The sequence below is a fragment of the Acinetobacter modestus genome, assembly GCF_014636095.1.
Classification (GTDB): domain Bacteria; phylum Pseudomonadota; class Gammaproteobacteria; order Pseudomonadales; family Moraxellaceae; genus Acinetobacter; species Acinetobacter modestus.
In genome coordinates this window covers 353,927-373,583 of sequence record NZ_BMDV01000002.1, presented here as the reverse complement: position 1 = coordinate 373,583, position 19,657 = coordinate 353,927, and the positions used below count along the sequence as shown (strand labels likewise).

Annotated in this window: 19 protein-coding genes; 14 read left to right on the top strand and 5 right to left on the bottom strand. The window is 38.3% G+C overall.

Annotated features, from left to right (window positions below):
• Positions 1-14: 14 nt before the first annotated feature.
• From IEV17_RS05830 to alr, 13 genes are all read left to right on the top strand, one after another.
• On the top strand, positions 15-776 hold the full coding sequence (locus IEV17_RS05830) for an RDD family protein (RefSeq protein WP_004661373.1): 762 nt from the start codon (positions 15-17) through the stop codon (positions 774-776).
• A gap of 300 nt (positions 777-1,076) precedes the next feature.
• Positions 1,077-2,129, top strand: a complete 1,053-nt coding sequence (gene cyoA / locus IEV17_RS05825; protein ID WP_004661372.1) for a ubiquinol oxidase subunit II — start codon at positions 1,077-1,079, stop codon at positions 2,127-2,129.
• A gap of 3 nt (positions 2,130-2,132) precedes the next feature.
• Entirely contained in the window at positions 2,133-4,124 is a 1,992-nt protein-coding gene (cyoB, locus tag IEV17_RS05820) for a cytochrome o ubiquinol oxidase subunit I (RefSeq protein WP_004661371.1), read from the top strand.
• Between the two features lie 4 nt (positions 4,125-4,128).
• Positions 4,129-4,749 carry a cytochrome o ubiquinol oxidase subunit III gene (cyoC, locus tag IEV17_RS05815; RefSeq protein WP_004661370.1) on the top strand — a complete coding sequence of 207 codons (621 nt, stop codon included), beginning with the start codon at positions 4,129-4,131 and terminating at the stop codon, positions 4,747-4,749.
• A complete protein-coding gene (locus IEV17_RS05810) occupies positions 4,749-5,078 on the top strand; it encodes a cytochrome o ubiquinol oxidase subunit IV (RefSeq protein ID WP_004661369.1) in 330 nt (109 codons plus the stop codon). The genes cyoC and IEV17_RS05810 overlap by 1 nt, the downstream gene beginning before the upstream one ends.
• 10 nt (positions 5,079-5,088) lie before the next feature.
• On the top strand, positions 5,089-5,967 hold the full coding sequence (cyoE, locus tag IEV17_RS05805; protein ID WP_004661368.1) for a heme o synthase: 879 nt from the start codon (positions 5,089-5,091) through the stop codon (positions 5,965-5,967).
• An 87-nt stretch (positions 5,968-6,054) separates the two neighbouring features.
• Complete coding sequence (locus IEV17_RS05800) at positions 6,055-8,166, top strand: tetratricopeptide repeat protein (protein ID WP_004661367.1); 2,112 nt, start codon at positions 6,055-6,057, stop codon at positions 8,164-8,166.
• 6 nt (positions 8,167-8,172) lie between these two features.
• The gene (locus IEV17_RS05795; RefSeq protein WP_004661366.1) at positions 8,173-8,910 is read left to right on the top strand and encodes a DUF3142 domain-containing protein; all 738 of its coding nucleotides are present in this window, start codon (positions 8,173-8,175) and stop codon (positions 8,908-8,910) included.
• Positions 8,911-9,038: 128 nt separating this feature from the next.
• Complete coding sequence (gene rpsF, locus IEV17_RS05790) at positions 9,039-9,422, top strand: 30S ribosomal protein S6 (protein ID WP_004654408.1); 384 nt, start codon at positions 9,039-9,041, stop codon at positions 9,420-9,422.
• An 11-nt stretch (positions 9,423-9,433) separates the two neighbouring features.
• Positions 9,434-9,661 carry a 30S ribosomal protein S18 gene (gene rpsR, locus IEV17_RS05785; protein ID WP_000090661.1) on the top strand — a complete coding sequence of 76 codons (228 nt, stop codon included), beginning with the start codon at positions 9,434-9,436 and terminating at the stop codon, positions 9,659-9,661.
• A 12-nt stretch (positions 9,662-9,673) separates the two neighbouring features.
• Positions 9,674-10,120: a 50S ribosomal protein L9 gene (gene rplI / locus IEV17_RS05780; RefSeq protein WP_004661365.1), complete on the top strand. Its 447-nt coding sequence runs from the start codon at positions 9,674-9,676 to the stop codon at positions 10,118-10,120.
• 182 nt (positions 10,121-10,302) lie between these two features.
• Positions 10,303-11,748, top strand: a complete 1,446-nt coding sequence (gene dnaB, locus IEV17_RS05775; RefSeq protein ID WP_004661364.1) for a replicative DNA helicase — start codon at positions 10,303-10,305, stop codon at positions 11,746-11,748.
• A 59-nt stretch (positions 11,749-11,807) separates the two neighbouring features.
• Positions 11,808-12,878 (top strand): alanine racemase, encoded by a 1,071-nt coding sequence (alr, locus tag IEV17_RS05770; protein ID WP_004661363.1) that lies wholly within the window; start codon positions 11,808-11,810, stop codon positions 12,876-12,878.
• Positions 12,879-12,924: 46 nt separating this feature from the next.
• On the opposite strand, the gene IEV17_RS05765 is transcribed toward alr, so the two are convergent.
• From IEV17_RS05765 to IEV17_RS05750, 4 genes are all read right to left on the bottom strand, one after another.
• Entirely contained in the window at positions 12,925-13,659 is a 735-nt protein-coding gene (locus tag IEV17_RS05765) for a proteasome-type protease (protein WP_004661362.1), read from the bottom strand.
• A gap of 18 nt (positions 13,660-13,677) precedes the next feature.
• Positions 13,678-14,457, bottom strand: coding sequence for a transglutaminase family protein (locus IEV17_RS05760; protein WP_004661360.1), 780 nt, complete (start codon positions 14,455-14,457; stop codon positions 13,678-13,680).
• Positions 14,454-15,056 (bottom strand): alpha-E domain-containing protein, encoded by a 603-nt coding sequence (locus IEV17_RS05755; RefSeq protein WP_004661357.1) that lies wholly within the window; start codon positions 15,054-15,056, stop codon positions 14,454-14,456. Before IEV17_RS05755 ends, IEV17_RS05760 begins: the two co-directional genes overlap by 4 nt.
• Before the next feature lie 85 nt (positions 15,057-15,141).
• Positions 15,142-16,692: a circularly permuted type 2 ATP-grasp protein gene (locus IEV17_RS05750; protein WP_004661356.1), complete on the bottom strand. Its 1,551-nt coding sequence runs from the start codon at positions 16,690-16,692 to the stop codon at positions 15,142-15,144.
• A 212-nt stretch (positions 16,693-16,904) separates the two neighbouring features.
• Between IEV17_RS05750 and IEV17_RS17135 the strand changes: the two genes are divergently transcribed.
• Positions 16,905-17,915 carry a helix-turn-helix transcriptional regulator gene (locus IEV17_RS17135; protein WP_004661355.1) on the top strand — a complete coding sequence of 337 codons (1,011 nt, stop codon included), beginning with the start codon at positions 16,905-16,907 and terminating at the stop codon, positions 17,913-17,915.
• Between the two features lie 373 nt (positions 17,916-18,288).
• On the opposite strand, the gene IEV17_RS05740 is transcribed toward IEV17_RS17135, so the two are convergent.
• On the bottom strand, positions 18,289-19,608 hold the full coding sequence (locus tag IEV17_RS05740) for an adenylosuccinate synthase (RefSeq protein ID WP_004661353.1): 1,320 nt from the start codon (positions 19,606-19,608) through the stop codon (positions 18,289-18,291).
• Positions 19,609-19,657 lie beyond the last annotated feature (49 nt).

Genomic DNA, 19,657 nt, shown 5'->3' with positions numbered 1-19,657 from the left:
GAGAATTTTTAATTATGCAAATTTACTTGGCTCGTAATAATCAACAAGCTGGACCTTATAGTTTAGACCAACTGAACCAAATGCTTTCTAGCCAACAAGTATTACTTACAGACTTGGTTTGGCACGAAGGTATGAGTGAATGGAAAACTCTTGGCGAACTCACTCAAGGAAAACTTGTCTACGAACCTGTAGGTTATTCATCTTTTAACAATCAAATTAACAATGAAACTGAGCAGTCAACTTTTAAAATTAAAGTTGAACAAAAAACATCTGAACTCGCCTCATTTCATTCTCGTGCACTCGCTAAGGTGATTGACTTAACACTTTGGCTTCCAATGGCTGCTATACCATCTTTTTTCTTTAACGAAAGTCAGTACACAGAATTATTTAAAATTCAAAAGCAATTACAAGCAAGCCAAGTCGCTTCAAGTGAAGCAGTTGAGTTGCAGCATCAACTTATGCAGCTTATTCCAAATGAAGCATGGATGAGTATTTTTGTTTATTTGATTCTCATGCTGATGCTACAAGCTTTTTTAATTGCGAAGTCAGGACAAAGCATTGGTAAAAAAATAACCAAAATCAAAATCGTAGATGCTGAAACACATACGGCAGTCAATACGATTAGAGCTTTTTGGTTGAGAAGTGCTTTATTTATCATTCTGAATTTATTGTTTATGCCATTTATTACCATTATCGACTATGCTTTCTTTGCATTTAATAAAAATCGCCAAACTTTGCACGATAAATTGGCAAAAACTAAGGTCGTAAAGCAATAATTTTTAATTAACTAAGCAAAAGAGGATTTATTCCTCTTTTTTACTCTATAAAATTGATATTTATAGAAAAAATATACATTTCAACAACAATTCCTACAAAATAAATCAGGTTTTAAAACAAGTATTTCTGACTGTGTTAGATGTAGCTTAGTTTTTCAATATGAGGCATAATGCCCGACAACGTAGCGGTGTCGCATGATTGCTAAGCATTTCACAAAAAATTCTTATCAATCATGCGACACTTTAATCGCTATCCCATAATTTAAATTAGGGAATGGGACTCTTCACCGAGGTTGTAAAATGAGACAAACGATTTTAGCTGTATTGTCTTTATCAACGATGGCTGCACTCTTAACTGGGTGTGGTGGTGATATGGTACTTCTAAACAATAAAGGTCCAGTTGGTCAAGGTCAAAGTAGCCTGATGATGACTGCGATCTATCTAATGCTATTGGTGGTAATTCCATCAATCGTTATGGCATTATGGTTTGGTTGGCAATATCGCGCATCGAATAAAGATGCAGACTATAAACCTACTTGGGCACACTCTACGACAATTGAGATCGTTGTTTGGGGTGTTCCTGTCATTATTATTGGTATTTTAGCTTGGTTAACTTGGTGGGGTTCCCACAAGTACGACCCTTACCGTCCGTTAGAATCAGATAAAGCACCATTAACTATTCAAGCTGTCGCTGAACAGTTTAAATGGATTTTTATCTATCCTGAGCAAAACATTGCAACGGTAAACGAAGTACGCTTCCCAGAAAAAACGCCTGTAAGCTTTAAGATTACTTCTAACTTTACGATGAACTCGTTCTTCATCCCACAGTTAGGTGGTCAGATCTATGCAATGGCGGGTATGCAAACTCACCTTCACTTGTTAGCAGATGAACCAGGTGTTTTCCGTGGCTTCTCAGCAAACTATTCAGGTTACGGTTTCTCTCAAATGCGCTTTAAAGCACACAGCGTAACTGAAGCTGAATTTGCAAAATGGGTAGAAGCTGTTAAAGCTGGTAATGGTACAAGTATCAATGCTGAAGCAATTCAAAAAGGTACACTTGACCAAGCTGAGTTAGCAACGCTTAAAGATGGTGATCGTTCTAAGCATCAGATCGAGCATTTAGTGAATCGTGCTAAAGCTGCTGGTGATGAAGAAGCACTTGCTAAAGCTGAAGCAATGAAACCGTTCCCGACTAAGCCACACCCTGTGACTTATTACTCTTCTGTTGAGCCTAAGTTGTTTGAAACAATCATCAACCGCTATATGAGTAACTATCACGGTGCTGACCACTCTGCTGGACATGCAACAGCAGAAACTCATGCTGCAGCTGAACACGCTGCTCAAGGGGAATAAGACATGGATATGATTTTTGGTAAACTGGGTTGGGACTCTATCCCGACGGAGCCAATTGTACTTGTCACCATGGTCCTTATGGCACTTGGTGGAATTGCAGTTGTTGGCGGTATTACCTATTTCAAAAAATGGGGATACTTATGGAACGAGTGGTTTACATCAGTAGACCATAAGAAAATTGGTATCATGTATATCATCGTATCAGTAGTCATGCTTTTGCGTGGTTTCGCCGATGCGATCATGATGCGTTTACAACTTTTCCTCGCGAAAGGCGGTGGTGAAGGTTACTTACATCCTGACCACTACGACCAGATTTTCACCGCTCATGGTGTAATCATGATCTTCTTCGTAGCGATGGGTCTCGTTGTTGGTATGATGAACATCTCAGTACCATTACAAATCGGTGCTCGTGACGTTGCATTCCCATTATTAAACTCTTTAAGTTTCTGGTTATTCGCAGGCGCTGCTGGTTTGATGATGGTTTCACTTGTATTAGGTGAATTTGCTGCGACTGGTTGGATGGCTTACCCTCCTCTATCTGGCATCCAATATTCTCCTGGTGTCGGTGTTGACTACTATATCTGGGCACTCCAAGTTTCTGGTTTAGGTACGCTTTTATCTGGTGTTAACTTCTTTGTTACCATCATTAAAATGCGCGCACCTGGCATGAAATTAATGGACATGCCTATTTTTACATGGACTTCACTGTGTACGGCTGTATTAATCATTGCATCATTCCCTGTATTAACAGGTACGCTTGCAATGCTTACTTTAGACCGTTATTTCGGTTTCCATTTCTTCACTAATGAGCTTGGCGGTAGCCCAATGCTTTACGTGAACTTGATCTGGACATGGGGTCACCCTGAAGTATATATCTTGGTATTACCAGCGTTTGGTTTATACTCAGAAATCGTTGCAACCTTCTCTCGTAAAGCGTTGTTCGGTTATAAGTCTATGGTGTATGCAACTATCGCGATTACTGTACTTGCGTTCGTTGTATGGCTTCACCACTTCTTCACCATGGGTGCTGGTGCGAACGTTAATGCGTTCTTTGGTATCATGACCATGGTTATTGCGATTCCTACAGGTGTGAAAATCTTCTCTTGGTTATTCACGATGTATAAAGGTCGCATCACCTTTACTACTCCAATGTTATGGACGCTTGGCTTCCTAGTAACATTCGGTATTGGTGGTTTAACTGGTGTACTTATGGCTGTTCCGCCTGCGGACTTCCTTGTGCACAACTCACTCTTCTTGATCGCTCACTTCCATAACGTAATTATCGGTGGTGTGGTGTTTGGTATGTTTGCCGGCATCATCTTCTACTGGCCGAAAATGTTTGGTTGGAAGCTCAACGAAGCATGGGGTAAAGCTGCGTTCTGGTTCTGGTTCTTCGGTTTCTATTTTGCATTCATGCCACTTTATATCCTTGGTTTCATGGGTATGACTCGTCGTTTGAATACATATGACAACCCAGAATGGGATCCATACTTAGCGATCGCATTATTTGGTGCTGTTCTTGTTGCAATTGGTATTGCATGTTTCTTAATGCAAATCATCGTTGGTTTCTTACAACGTAAAGACAACATGGACTACACAGGCGACCCTTGGGATAGTCGTACACTCGAATGGTCTACGTCATCTCCTGCTCCATTCTATAACTTTGCACATGTACCAGAAGCTAGCGGTGTTGACCGTTTCTGGACTGACAAAGAAAATGGCGTAGCATATGCACGTAACACTAAATATGAAGATATCCACATGCCGACTGATCGTGCTGCTGGTTTCGTGATTGCAATGTTCATTACTGTACTTGGCTTTGCTCTCATTTGGCATATTTGGTGGCTAGTCGTTGTTTCATTCGTTGCTGCAGTTGTTAGCTTGATCGTAAGCTCATTCACTAAGAATGTTGATTATTATGTTCCTGCTGCTGAAGTAGAGCGTATTGAAAATGAACGCTATGCATTACTTGAAAAACACTTGAAGAAGGACTAAGGAAATGGCTGAAGTACTTCATCACGACAACCACGGTCACGATGGTCATCACGAACATGATGATACCGACTTAACCGTGTTTGGTTTCTGGACATACTTGATGAGTGACTTGATTCTTTTCGGATCACTCTTCATCGCGTTCGCTGTATTGAGCAGTCATGTCCCACCTGGTACTCCAAGTGCAAAAGACTTATTCAGTGAATCATTGGGTTATGTATTAGGTGAAACCTTTGCCCTTTTGATCTCTTCTGTAACTTTTGGTTTTGCAGTACTTGCATCTTATAAAAAGAACGTAAATCAAGTCATCACTTGGTTATTCATTACATTCCTTTTTGGTGCAACCTTCATCGGTATGGAAATCAATGAATTCCATCACCTTGTTCATGAAGGTCACGGTCCAACTCATAGTGCATTCTTATCATCGTTCTTTACTTTGGTTGGTACACACGGTATCCACGTAACTTCTGGTTTAGTGTGGATGTTGGTATTGATGTATCAGATCAAAAAGAATGGTTTGACCTTACCGAATACACGTCGTCTTGCTTGCTTAAGCTTGTTCTGGCACTTCCTTGACATCGTTTGGATCTGTGTATTCAGCGTCGTTTACTTACTGGGAGTTCTCTAATGAGTGGTCATGACCATAATGCTGCAGGTGCGTCGCACGGTAACTTTAAGCAATACACTGTTGGGTTTATCCTATCTGTTATCCTCACCATCATCCCATTCGGGATGGTGATGGCAGGTGGTTTTAGCCGTGGCATCTTAGTTACTGTTATTGCAATCGCAGCTGTTGCTCAGGTAATCGTACAACTTGTGTATTTCTTACACATGAATACATCATCTGAACAGCGCTGGAACCTTATTGCATTTATCTACACAATCTTATGTATTGCTGTACTTTTAGTCGGCTCTGTGTGGATTATGAATTACCTACACTACAACATGATGATCTAAACTGATTGTCATGTGGAAAAAGTATTTATTCCTGACTAAACCAGGAATTCTCTTCGGTAATTTTATTACCACCTTGGGCGGCTTCTTTTTAGCCGCCCAAGGCTCTATAGACTTCCTCTTATTATTAATTACATTACTTGGAACAACTTTTGTGGTTGCTTCTGGTTGTGTAGTCAATAATGTTATTGATCAAGACATCGATCAAAAAATGCAACGCACAATGAATCGTGCTCTTGTTAAGAAAACTATATCTCCTACTATTGCAATGTTTTATGCTCTTGTATTAGGTGTGATTGGTTTTAGCATGCTTTGGTTCTATGTGAATGCCTATGCATTTTTATTCGCAGTCATTGGTTTTGTCGTCTATGTCGGTTTTTATAGTTTGTGGACGAAACGTACCACGATCCATCAAACCGTGATTGGTAGTATTTCTGGAGCGAGTCCACCTGTTATTGGTTATACGGCTGTAAGTCATCATTTCGATTTGGCTGCTCTTCTCATTTTTATTGCATATGCCTTATGGCAAATGCCGCATTCATGGGCAATTGCGATTTATCGTTTTGAAGATTACAAAAACGCAGGCGTGCCTATTTTACCTGTTGCACGTTCTATTCATAGAACTAAAATCGAATCGCTGATCTATGTGGTTTTATTCACTGTTGCGATGAATGCTTTGTATATATATGGATATACCAATATTATGTTTTTGGTCATCTGTAATGCACTTTGTATTTACTGGTTTTATATTGGTATTTTAGGATTTAAAGCTGAAGATGATCAGCTTTGGGCAAAACGCTTTTTCCTTTTTTCAGTAATCTTAATTACTGTGATTAGTTTAAGCTTTAGCTTTACATTTAAAAGCCCTGCACCCTTCCTCCCTATTTTTTAAAAAGATAGAGACTTCTCTGTCTTTTTATTCCCCGCTTCACTTGTTATCATTTCGTGCAATAAAAACATTTCACCCTTTATTGCCTAAATGAAACTACAAAACAAATTTATATTCAAATCAATTGTCTATTCTTCACTTTCATTCGTAATTTACTATAGCCCAATCACCTATGCTGGTGTAGAGCAATTTTGCGAGCCAAACCTTGCCATAAATGACAAAAATTTAAACGGTTGTAGCAATCTTCCTGTGTTATATCCAGCAAATGATAGTCAAACCAATATGACATTACTACTCAGCGACTTAGGGCTTGCAACAATTAAGCCGATGACAGCTGACCCCAATTTATGGGATGCGGTATATGGAATGGTACCTTTTGATGCAGCAAATCTGTCATCTCTGACTCAGAATAAAATGCCAAATCAAAGAAAACTATTAGAAAGAAATGACACCGTTTTTGACGAACGTTGCACGAGCTTTGATTCAGGTAATCAAGCTTTTAATACACAAGTACAAAATAATAAAGCGATCCCAAATCTAGAAAAGCAAATTTTGATTTCTGAACGCAAGAAAATGAATCAGTGTGGTGACAAAATTGAATTGATTGCGATTAATCCAAATTGGTCAATCACAACACGTCAATATGCTTCTTATTTAAATGCGAGCATTCTGTTTTATAATAGCAATTATTCAGCAGCGAATAAAATTTATACCGTCTTAACCACCGTTGAAGATACGTGGTTAAAAGAAACATCACAATATATGTTAATTCGAACATCACTCAATTCCGCCTATGCGACTGGCGTAGATAAATATGGTGATGTTTATTTAGACAATATTAACCAAAATTTACTTAAACAATTCTTGGATAATATTAATGCCTATTTAAAAGCCTATCCAGATGGACAATATGTCGCGAGCGCTCGTGGTTTTATGCGTCGTGGTTTTTGGCTTTCAAAACGCCAAGATTTATTAGTCAATGAAATTGTCTGGCAACTCAAAAATCCGACATCAAAATTTTATAATTTGGAGATGAGTGAACTTCCTGCTGAAATTGATCGCCGAGTGTTCGATAGCTCAGCTTTTAATGTTAACAATCTAAAAGACCCTTTCTTTTTGGCAGTATATGATTTGATGCATATGCGTGAATCGAGTTCAGATAATTATCGTCCAATTTCTTGGACACAACTGAATACACAAAAAGAACTATTTAAAACTCAACCTGAATTATTTCAATATTTACAAGCTGCTCACTTATTTTTTGTTCAAAATAAAGCTCAAGAAGCTCAAAATTACTTACCTAAAGCAAATGCTAAAAATAGTAGTTATTTGCAGTTAAGCCAAACTTTTTTGAGAGGACAAATTTTAGAAAAAATTGGACAGCCTCAAAATGCTGAAGAATATTGGCGTCAGCAACTTGCACAGGCCAAAGATAGTTATCAACGCGGTTTATTTGAAACAGCATTATCCAATCATTTGGCAATAAAACAGGACTATTCAGCATTTATAGGAAAAAAAGCTCAAATTACTCAGCCGAACCTACAGAGAAATTTTATTACCCAAATCGCAGATACAAACAGTTTGCAAAAATTGATTCAATCTGAACAAAGCAACATAGATCAAAAACAAGCTGCGATCTACACCCTTCTAAGTAAAAGCTTAGTACATCAACAATTCGAATTGTTTAAACAAAGCTATGCTTTTATGCCTAAAAATGCCATGCAATATAAAGGTTATAACAGTGACAATGAACAATTGAAGAATAAACCAGATTTTTCTAATTTCATTTGGAATGGAGCAAACATTACACCACAACTAAAATGCTCAAATTTAGAGACTTTAGTTAATCAATTGGCTCAGACACCTAAAGATCCATTATTAAATGTTTGCTTAGGAGAATATTTCCGTAGTGAACAAGGATATTCGTTGCAGCAGCTTTCTTATAATGAAAAACAAACATCAAATTTTTCAGGCAAAATTTTTGCTCGTGGTCAGATTTATCAAGATCTCATCAAATCATCAAGCAAAAGCGATTTACAAGCTTACGCCCTTTATCGCGCAATACAATGTTATGCACCAAGTGGTATTAATGATTGTGGTGGTAATGAAGTAAACAAAACTGTCCGCAAACAATGGTTTGATCAAATCAAAACAGATTATCCAAATACTAGTTGGGCAAAATCACTGAAATATTATTGGTAATTGACGATGTTGAAGTGGCTGAAAGTGATCATTTTCACTTTTTTTATTTTTAACTTATTTGCTTGCCAACCTGCACAATCTACAACGCCAACAATTGATGCAAATCATTTCGATTCATTTTGGATTTGGGGCAACATTCAATCTACGCCTTACTTAAGTAAGGCGAAAGAACTATATATTTTGCAAGGAGAAATTCGATATTCAAAACAAAAGCATAGCTCCATATTGATCCCACAAGGTGTTTGTATCCTAAAATTACCCCGTCAGAAAATTTGGTTAGTTTTTCGAACACATCATCTGGCTTGGAACGAACAAAACTATCAAACTGTTTTCAAACGTTTAGAACATTGGAGAAATCAAGGGAATCAAGTTCAGGGAATTCAAATTGATTTCGACAGTCGAACCCATGATTTAAAAGAATATGCCCTTTTTCTAGAAAGTTTCAGAAAAAGACTCCCTCCCTCTTATCAACTTAGCATTACAGGATTACTTGACTGGACAAATTTTAAGGATCAGAAAACTTTAACTATTTTGAGAAATAATATCAGTGAACTTGTGATCCAAACCTATCAAGGTACAACCACCATTCCCAATTACCCACAATATTTAAAACGTATCTCCGCAATGCAACTACCTTATAAAATCGGTTTTGTACAAAATGGGTTACATCAAAATAACTCAAACGATTTTAATGACCCTCATTTTAAAGGCTATGTCATCTTTTTACTTCGATCTAAAACATGAATTTACTTGCGATTTAAATGAAATGTGTCTAAAATCCCAGCTTCGCAATTTGCGACATAACTTTTTAGTTATGACTCCTTGCTTCTGACTTTTTAGTTAGGGGCTGCTTAAACCGTAAGGAGCTGACAATGCGTCACTACGAAATCGTACTATTGGTACACCCAGACCAAAGCGATCAAGTTGTAGGTATGGTTGAACGCTATATCTCTCAGATCAAAGAAGCTGAAGGTCAAATTCACCGTTTAGAAGATTGGGGCCGTCGCCAATTGGCTTACCCAATCAACAAGATTCACAAAGCACACTACATTCTTATGAATGTTGAATGTGGTCAAACGACTCTTGATGAATTAGAAGAATTGTTCCGTTATAACGATGCAATCATTCGTAACATCATCATCCGTCGTGAACACGCAATTACTGAAGAATCTTTACTTGCTAAGAGTGCTGAAGAGAAACGTGCGCGTAAAGCTCAACGTGAAGAAGCACAACAAGCAATTCAAGAAGCTGAATAAGGAGAACCTCAATGGCACGTTTTTACCGTCGTCGCAAGTTCTGCCGCTTTACAGCTGAGAATGTTGCGTACATCGACTACAAAGATATCGACACTTTAAAACAGTACATCACTGAAAACGGCAAGATTGTTCCTAGCCGTATTACAGGTACTAAAGCTCGTTATCAACGTCAATTAGCGTTAGCTATTAAACAAGCTCGCTATTTGTCTTTGATTCCGTACACTGACAACCATAAGTAAGTGAGGTGAGCTGTGGACGTTATCTTATTACAACGCATTAAGAATCTTGGTAAATTAGGCGACAAAGTATCAGTGAAAGCTGGTTACGGTCGTAACTTCTTGATTCCTCAAGGTAAAGCAGTTGCTGCTACTGAAGCAAACACTTCTGCTTTTGAAGCACGTCGTGCTGAACTTGAAAGACAAGAAGCTGAAGTATTAGCTGCTGCGAATGCACGTGCTGAACAATTGAACGAAGTTAACATTGTAATCACTGCGAAAGCTGGTGACGAAGGTAAACTTTTCGGTTCTATCGGTACTCGTGACATCGCTGATGCTTTAACTAATGCTGGTCTTGTTGTTGACCGTGCAGAAGTTCGTTTACCAAACGGTGCGCTTCGTCACACTGGTGAATTCAACATCGCAATCCAATTGCATCATGATGTTGTTGCTGAAGTTCTCGTTACTATCGTATCTGAGTAATTTCTGCAAAGAAAAGAGCATGTTTTTACATGCTCTTTTTTTATGCCTAAAATTTTATATTTTTAGTACACTCTACTTTTCCACCAATTAAACAATTTTCTTCCAATTAAATTCTCCTGTCTACGTCCATTTGGATTAAGATAGTCAGTCGTTACAGTTTCATCTTTTTATTAGGTCTTGTTATGTCACAGGCGAATGCCAATTTTACGAAAAATTCTCCAAACACAGAGAGTAAAGTGAGTGACTCAGGTCAATTAAAAGAATTTCGTACACCACCGCACAATCTCGCAATTGAGCAAGCTGTGCTCGCGGCATTAATGACGGTCGCCGAATCATTTGAACAAGTCAGCGATTTACTTAAAGAAAATGATTTTTATGCGACACGTCATAAATATATTTATCGTGCAATCGAAAAACTAGCGCAAGAAAACTCGCCTTATGATGCTGTATTGGTCAATGATTGGTTACTCAAACAAAACCTGCTTGATGCAATTGGTGGTGAAGAATATTTAATGCAATTGATGGCAGATTCACCTTCAAGCTTTTACAATCTTGAAATCTATGCCAATAAAATTAAAGAATTTTCAACACTACGCGCAATGATTAAAGTCAGTAGTGATATTTTACAAAATGCTTATGACACAAAAGGTCGCCCTGTCAGTGAAATCCTAGATTTAGCAGAAACCAGTATTTTCTCTTTGGCCGAACAGCATAACAATAACAAGAAAGATTCAGGGCCAAAATCGATTAGCTCTGTCACTGCTGATGTGATTTCTAAACTCGATGAACTTTCTAAATTAGATGGCAACATTACAGGTTTAACCACAGGTTTCTTAGAGTTAGATAATAAAACCTCAGGTATGCAAGCTGGGGATTTGATTATTGTTGCAGCCCGCCCTTCGATGGGTAAAACCACCTTTGCCATGAACTTAGTTGAAAGTGTACTGCAATATAACCGCTTACCAGCCCTTGTATTCTCGATGGAGATGCCAGCTGACTCGATTGCCATGCGTTTGATCTCAGCAATGGGTAAAGTTCACCAAGGACATTTGCGTTCAGGTAACCTCGATGCAGATGAATGGACCAAAGTCACAGGAACTATTCTTCAATTACAAGAAATGCACCTCTATATTGATGATTCCTCTGCTCTACCACCAACCGAACTGCGTGCACGTGCTCGACGTATTGCCAAAATGCATGATGGTAAAATTGGTTGTATCATGGTCGACTACTTACAGTTAATGAAAGTGCCTGGGATGGGCGATAACCGTGTGGGTGAGATTTCGGAGATTTCACGAAGCTTAAAAGCACTGGCCAAAGAAATGCAATGTCCTGTCATTGCACTGTCTCAGCTTAACCGTAGTTTGGAGAACAGACCAAATAAACGCCCTGTCATGTCAGACTTACGTGAATCAGGCGCAATCGAGCAAGATGCTGACTTGATCATGTTTATTTATCGTGATGAAGTCTATAACAAAGAGTCTAAAGAAGCTGGTACAGCCGAAATTATTATCGGTAAACAACGTAATGGTCCAATCGGTTCAGTTCGTCTTGCCTTTGAAGGTCAATACACTCGCTTTAGTAACCTTTCACCTGAGTTCTATGCTCAATACGATGATGAGGAATAATCCCTCGGTTATCGATCTGCCTTAAATACTTTCCATGTCGACCCAAAGGAGAAATCAGGGTGCGCCAAGCAACAGTTTATATTGATAGTGATGCACTACAATATAATTTAAACCGCGTTAAACAACTTGCTCCACATTCACAAATTGTTAGTATGGTCAAAGCAAATGCTTATGGACATGGAGTTAAAGACTGTTTAGCCGCCTTGGATGCCACAGATGCCTTTGGTGTCGCCTGTTTAGAAGAAGCTTTAGAGATCAGGCAACTGGGATATTCTCAACCCATCACTTTGATTGAGGGCATATTTTCAGAAGACGAAATGCAACAAGTAATTGAGCACAAACTCGAATGCCTTATTCATCAAAGTCAACAAGTTGAATGGTTGATTCAGCATAAGCAAGCTTATAATGCTTTGGGTTTAAAAGTTTGGGTCAAGCTAAATAGCGGAATGAACCGTTTAGGCTTTAAAGTGACTGAAATTATCGATGTCATTCAACGTCTAAAGTCAGAAGGCTTTCGCTGTGTCCTCACCATGCATTTTGCCAATGCAGATGCCGATCACCCTTTAAATGAACAACAAAAGCAGCAATTTCTCCATGTCAAAGAAGCATGCGCCCCTATCTTAGCATCATGTTGTAACTCCGCTGCGATCTATAAATATCCTGAATTGCATTTCGATTTTGTTCGCCCAGGTATCATGCTTTATGGTGCAAGTCCATTTGCTGACAAAAATGTATATGAACTCGATTTAAAGCCTGTAATGACCTTTAGTGCAGAAATCATTGCGCTTAATCAAATTCAACAAGGTGAATTTGTAGGATATGGTTCTAGCTTTACGGCTTCATGCCCATCAAATATTGCCATTGTTTCGATTGGATATGGTGATGGTTACCCACGTGCTTATTTAAAACCAAATTTCGTTGCGATTGATGAACAACTTGTTCCTGTTATTGGCCGTGTCAGTATGGATATGATTGCGATTGACGTTACTCAGGTTAAAGCTGAATTAGGTACTAAAGTAGAACTATGGGGCAAACATCGACTCGTCGATGATGTCGCTGCGGCAAATGGAACGATTGGTTACGAATTATTATGTCGGTTAAGTAATAGACCTATTCGAAAAGTGATTTAAAACAGATAAAAAATCCAAGCCTTTGCTTGGATTTTTTCTTAGATGATTACAAACCATAATCAGTCGTAGGCTTTGGCAATTCTTGAAGTCCACGGCGTAAGGTTTCAGACCATTGCTTACTAATTTGAGTAAAATAAGGATCATCTTCTCGGATGCGTTTCCCTTCAGGAATTTTAAAACTATCTTTATGATAAACCAACGCGTCTAAAGGCAATCCGACAGAAACATTAGACCTTAATGTTGAATCAAAAGAGATCAAACTGCAACGTAACGCATCATCTAATGGCATCGTATAGTGCAGTGCACGATCTAAAATTGGCTTTCCATATTTACTTTCACCAATCTGAAAATATGGCGTATCGGTGGTTGCACAAATAAAATTGCCTTGAGGATAGACATTATAAAGTTGCATCTCCTCACCTTGTATCTGTCCACCTACCAAAATACTACAGGAATAATTCATCTGTTCCTGAGTATCAGTCGTAACATCCTCAAGCACCTTACGCAAAGTCTTTCCAATTAATTCAGCAACTTCAAACATGGTATTTGCGCTATATAAATTTGGTTCTTGATGTAATGCTAAAGCATTTTGTAAATGACCAATGACAGCTTGAGTTGTTGCTAAATTACCTGCTGTTTGTAATGCAATAAAACGCTCACCTTCAACACCAAAAGTATGTAATTTACGAAATACAGAAATATGATCGACCCCTGCATTAGTTCGAGTATCACTAATCAATACCAAACCTTGCTCTAATCTTAATGCACAACAATAGGTCATCTCTTTTTCTCTTTACCTTCAACAAGCCAAAACTTGAACCGTAGATATCATACTTTCCACCCCACCTTGCTCACGGATACCTCGAATTGGTGCAACATCTAAATAATCACGACCAACTGCGACATAAATATGATTTTTTGGGGTAAATATCTGGTTACTTACATCGAAACAATACCACTCATTTTCTACAAAAACCTCAGCCCATGCATGACTGGCTAGGTGTGGTTGATTTTCATCATATATATAGCCAGATACATAACGAGCTGGTAAATGTAATCCACGGCACATCGCAATTAAAATATGTGCATGATCTTGGCATACACCTTGTCTTGCATGAAATGCATCAATTGCAGAAGTCGTCACTGAGGTGGTCTCAGGCTGGTACTGAACTTGTTGTAAAATTTTCTCAGATAAAATTATTAAATGCTTACGATCTTTTACTTTGACCACTGCCTGAGCAAAATCAAGCATACTTAGATCGCAACACGTCATCATGGTACGCTGCAAAAAAAGCATTGGAGAAACATCCGTTTCTACATAGCCGAGTTCTGTTGCATATAAATCAACGACACCTTGCGCCATAATGGTCAAGTAGCGATAATCATGTCTCTGAGTTGCAGTGATCCATAAATTATTAAATGCGTCTCTTTGACATGAATATTGTCCCGGCACACTAATATGCCAGTTTTCTATGCTTTGGTGCATAGAACTCTGCGGCATCATTTTAATCGATTGCACACTATTTCGAGCAACTTGCGTATAACGATAGTGCGTTTGATGATTCACCATGAGTTTCATGAGAATGCCTCAAATTGATTTTCTAACTTATAGGTAAAGGCATAAAACTGATTTAAATAAGGTTGCTCTTTTAGAATCTGCCAATTTGGCTGCAAGTCATCCCAACCCAGTTCAAATAACTGTCCAATAATCGGATCAATCGAAGCTATAACATCCTGAATATTATGTTGAAAACGGAAATGCGTATCAATTTTCTCAATACATTGCCCAACATGAAAGAATAAGAAAACATCGTTTTGTTCTGTTTTTAAGAGAGCACAACACTTCCCTACGACGGCTTGAATCTCTTCACCATCAGATACTGCATTTTTAATTATATGATTCAGCTCAGCATAAGTATGAGCTGTCAGTAAACCACGTAATTCTTGAATATTATCTCGAGCAATCTCAAGCTGGCTCAATAAAGAATAGGGTTGTTGATGATCTAGCATAAAATTATTCAGATTCTCAGCATCATCGATATGTAAACAAAGCGCTTGAGCAAAATCTGCTGCTTGTTCATCATCACAAAATGGCAAATGGCTAGCAACATGACCAATTCTAAATAAATAACGACCTAACCAATAAATATGATGAGCGCTTGAATTAAGTAAAACCATAAATGTCCTCCCTTATATATGATCAAATCCCCCAAAGCACGGCACTAGACCAGATACTTTGGACTAAAACTCTTAAGGAAAACGTTCAAGAATGTAATGTTTCTACAACCCATGTATCTTTGATACCACCGCCTTGAGAAGAATTAACCACTAAAGAACCCGCTTGCATCGCAACTCGAGTCAGACCTCCTGGCACAATTTCAGTACGATAAGGCGAACTCAAAACGAATGGACGTAAATCGATATGTCGTTCAGCAACCCCTTCAGACGTTAATGTTGGTGCTACAGAAAGTGCCAGAGTTGGTTGTGCAATATACAAATGTGGTGTTTCAATAATTTTTTCTCTAAATAGTTCAATTTGTTGTTGATCTGCTTGTGGTCCAATCAACATCCCGTATCCACCCGAACCTTGAGCCTCTTTAACAACCAATTTTTCTAAATTATTAAGTACATAATCCAAGTGTTCTTGATCACGACATTGATATGTCGGAACATTATTTAAAATTGCTGTTTCACCCAAATAAAACTTAATCATTTTATCAACATAAGGATAAATTGATTTATCGTCAGCAACACCTGTACCTGGTGCGTTTGCAATCACAACATTCTTCTGTAAATATGCTGACATGAGTCCTGCGACTCCTAATGTGCTATCAGGTCTAAAAGTTAACGGATCAAGGAAATCATCATCGACACGGCGATAGATCACATCAACTTGCTGACGACCACGGATTGTTTTAACAAACACTCGATCGTTCTCTACAAATAAATCTCGACTCGTGACTAATGGCACATCCATTTCTCGTGCTAAAAATGAATGCTCATAATAAGCACTGTTAAAACGACCCGGTGTTAATACCACAATAAGTGGCTTATCCACATAAGCGTTCTCTTCTAAAATTGCTCTTAATAAAGTTGGATATTGTTCTATGCCTTGCAAATTGTTACTGATGCACAAATCAGGCATTAGTTTTTGACTAATCTTACGACTCTCAATCATATAAGATACGCCAGACGGTGTTCTTAAGTTATCTTCAAGTACGAAGAAATCACCCTGACCATCACGAATAATATCAATACCGCTAATTTGTGAATAAACCTTCCCTTTAAGATGATGATTTAACATATGTGGCTGAAATGCTTCATGCGCAATCACTTGATCAGCAGGAATCAGCCCCTCTTTTAAAATATTTTGTCCATGATAAATATCATCTAAAAATGAATTGAGTGCTTTCACACGTTGTGCGCAACCTGATGAAATTTTTTCCCATTGTTTTTTTTCAATCACTCTTGGAATCAAATCATAAGGAATGGTTCGCTCAGCACCCTCTTGATCGCCGTAAACATTGAATGTAATCCCCTGATAAAGGAAATGTTGTTTCGCTTGGCTACCAAGTGTTCGTAACTCATCAAGACTGCGAACACTTAACCACTGTTCAATTTTTTTCGAAGCTTCCGCATTAAAACTTTTGTCATCAAGCATCTCGTTAAAAAACTCAGATTTAAGCTGCTCAAACAAGTTTGTGCTGACACTAAGCTGTGGGATAAATGTAGACGAATGGACTGATACCGCTGCCGTTTGCTCTTGAGTATAATAATCCGCACTGACATGTAGGTTGTGTTCTTGTTCTGACATAGAAACCTCGTCTCATCATTTATTTATATCTTAAATAAGCAATTTCAATGCCACTTATATAAAACGATTATTTTTTCATCAGGATTAAGATCATTCAATAAATCAACAGTTGTTTCAGTCGTAAATACGTAATCTCAAGATCATAGGCTTGCTAAATAGTGCTAGTTTTTTTATTGTGTCTGCTTTAGACCATTAAATTACGTATTACGCTTATGTCATCCGTACAAGAAAAAGAAACTTCCAATAGCCTTTATCGCCAATGGCAGATATTGTCTCGTCTTTCTACAGGGAAATGGATGGGGACACGTGAATTACAAGAAACATTACAACGTGAAGGAATCGAAATTAGCCTTCGAACCATTCAGCGGGATTTAAATCAGATTGCTCAACGCTTTCCCATTGAAAGTAATAAGACTGTACCGCAAGGTTGGCGTTGGCGTTCAGATGCACCGATCCAAAGCTTGCCACATATGACCAGCTCTCAAGCTGTAACTTTTATGATGGTAGAAGAGCATTTAAGACACTTACTTCCGCCAAGTTTACTTGAAGAAATGACACCTTGGTTTGATCTGGCAAAACGTAGTTTGTCTACACAAAACAATGTCAGACAATGGATCAATCGAGTTCGTATTGTTCCTGCTTCGCAACCATTAATCCCTCCGATGGTTGATAAACACGCTCAACAAGCAATTTATGAAGGCTTGCTACAAGATAAACAAATTGAATGTGTATATAGAGCACGAACCAATTCAGGGGAAGATAAATCCTATATTTTAAATCCTTTAGCTTTGGTTCAAAAAGGTGCAGTAATTTATTTAATCTGTACCAGAAATGATAAAACTGAAGTACAAACTTTTGCCTTGCACCGCTTTAAAGCAGCAATTGTACTTGATAGCCGTGCTTTACATCCCGTAAATTTTGATATTGATAATTATATCGAATCAGGCGCGTTGGGCTTCCGTGTAGATTACAGCAAACCGACTGAACAAATTCAGCTCAAACTAACGATGACTGAAAGTACAGCAAAAAGCTTTTATGAAAGTCAGTTAAGTAAAGACCAAAAGATTACGCCGTTAGAAGAAAATATTGTTGAGGTTAGTGCAACAGTTCCTTTTACCTCTCAACTGGTTTGGTGGCTCAGAAGCTTTGGCAAGAAACTACTAAATATTGAACCTACTGCTGCTTATAATGCAGTGAAAGAGGTTGAGGAAAATACTGAATAAAAAAAGAGAACCTTTCAGTTCTCTTAAATCTTTTATCAGTCTTATATTTAAGCTTAAGGTTTGTTCTTATTATATTAAACACAGTCAAACCAATTTCTCTCCCCGCCCGATCAAAATTGGTCTGTACCTTTTTGCTCTTTTTGACGTGAATTAACATTGGCATGCTAATTCATATCCATTGTAACGGATTCTCTTTTTCGTCATCATTAAAACCCTCTTTGTTTGAATGTATAGTTAATATAATGAGGATTTTTTAAGTTGTGAAATAATAAAGATTGAAATCAAAAGCTGATTTTTTGCTAGGTCGTTTGAATAACTAAATCTATAAAATAAAAAAGCTCCCATACGGGAGCTTTTCAATCGTCACATCAGCTTATGCCGAAAATGGATGACGTAATACAATTGTTTCCGCACGGTCTGGACCTGTAGAAACAATATCAATTGGGCATTCAATTAACTGCTCAAGACGTTTTACATAAGCTAACGCATTTGCAGGAAGTTGATCAATTTGAGTTAAGCCTACTGTAGACTCACTCCAACCTGGCATTGTTTCATAGATTGGTTTTAAGCTTTCAAATGAAATTGCATCAGAAGAACCTGCACAGCCTGAATCAACATCTTCATAACCTACACAGATTTTGATTTCTTCTAAACCATCCAATACATCAAGCTTAGTCAAGCAAATACCAGATAATGAGTTTACTTCAACTGAACGACGTAGGATTTCAGCATCGAACCAGCCACAACGACGTTGACGACCAGTAGATGCACCAAATTCGTGACCCACAGTACCTAAATGACGACCAATCGCATCACCTGTATCTGTAGCAGCATCGTAATGCAACTCGGTTGGGAATGGACCCGCACCTACGCGCGTTGTATATGCTTTAGTAATACCTAATACATAATCTAAATGTAATGGACCCATACCAGAACCAGAACTTACGCCACCAGCGGTTGTATTAGAACTTGTTACAAACGGATAAGTACCATGATCGATGTCAAGCAACGAACCTTGAGCACCTTCAAACATAATTGACTTACCTTCTTTACGGTAATCATGTAACACTTTGGTCACGTCAATCACTAATGGTGCAAGCACTTCACGCCATTGATTACAAAGCTCAAGTACATCTTCAAATTTAACTTCATCAACGCCATAGAATTGAGAAAGTTGGAAGTTATGAAGCTCTAGCATTTCCTTAAGTTTTTCTTCAAGTAATGCGCCACCACGAATTAAATCAGCTACACGTACAGCACGACGCGCAACTTTATCTTCATAAGCTGGACCAATGCCACGACCTGTTGTACCAATTTTGGCATTACCACGTTTTTTCTCACGTGCTTGGTCTAGTGCAATATGGTTGGGCAAAATCAAAGGACAGTTTGGTGAAATACGTAAACGCTCTTTAACAGGCACGCCTTCCGCTTCCAAAATTGCCATTTCTTTGATTAATGCTTCAGGAGAAAGAACAACACCATTCCCGATTAAGCACAATACGTTTTCACGTAAAATACCTGATGGAATGAGGTGTAATACAGTCTTCTTACCACCGACGACAAGTGTGTGACCTGCATTGTGTCCACCTTGATAGCGTACGACCGCAGCCGCCTGATCTGTGAGCAGGTCGACGATCTTACCTTTACCCTCGTCGCCCCATTGGGTACCCAGTACCACAACATTTTTGCCCATAATAGCCTCATTACATCATGCTGTTAAAATTGGAAGCTAAGCTTTTTCA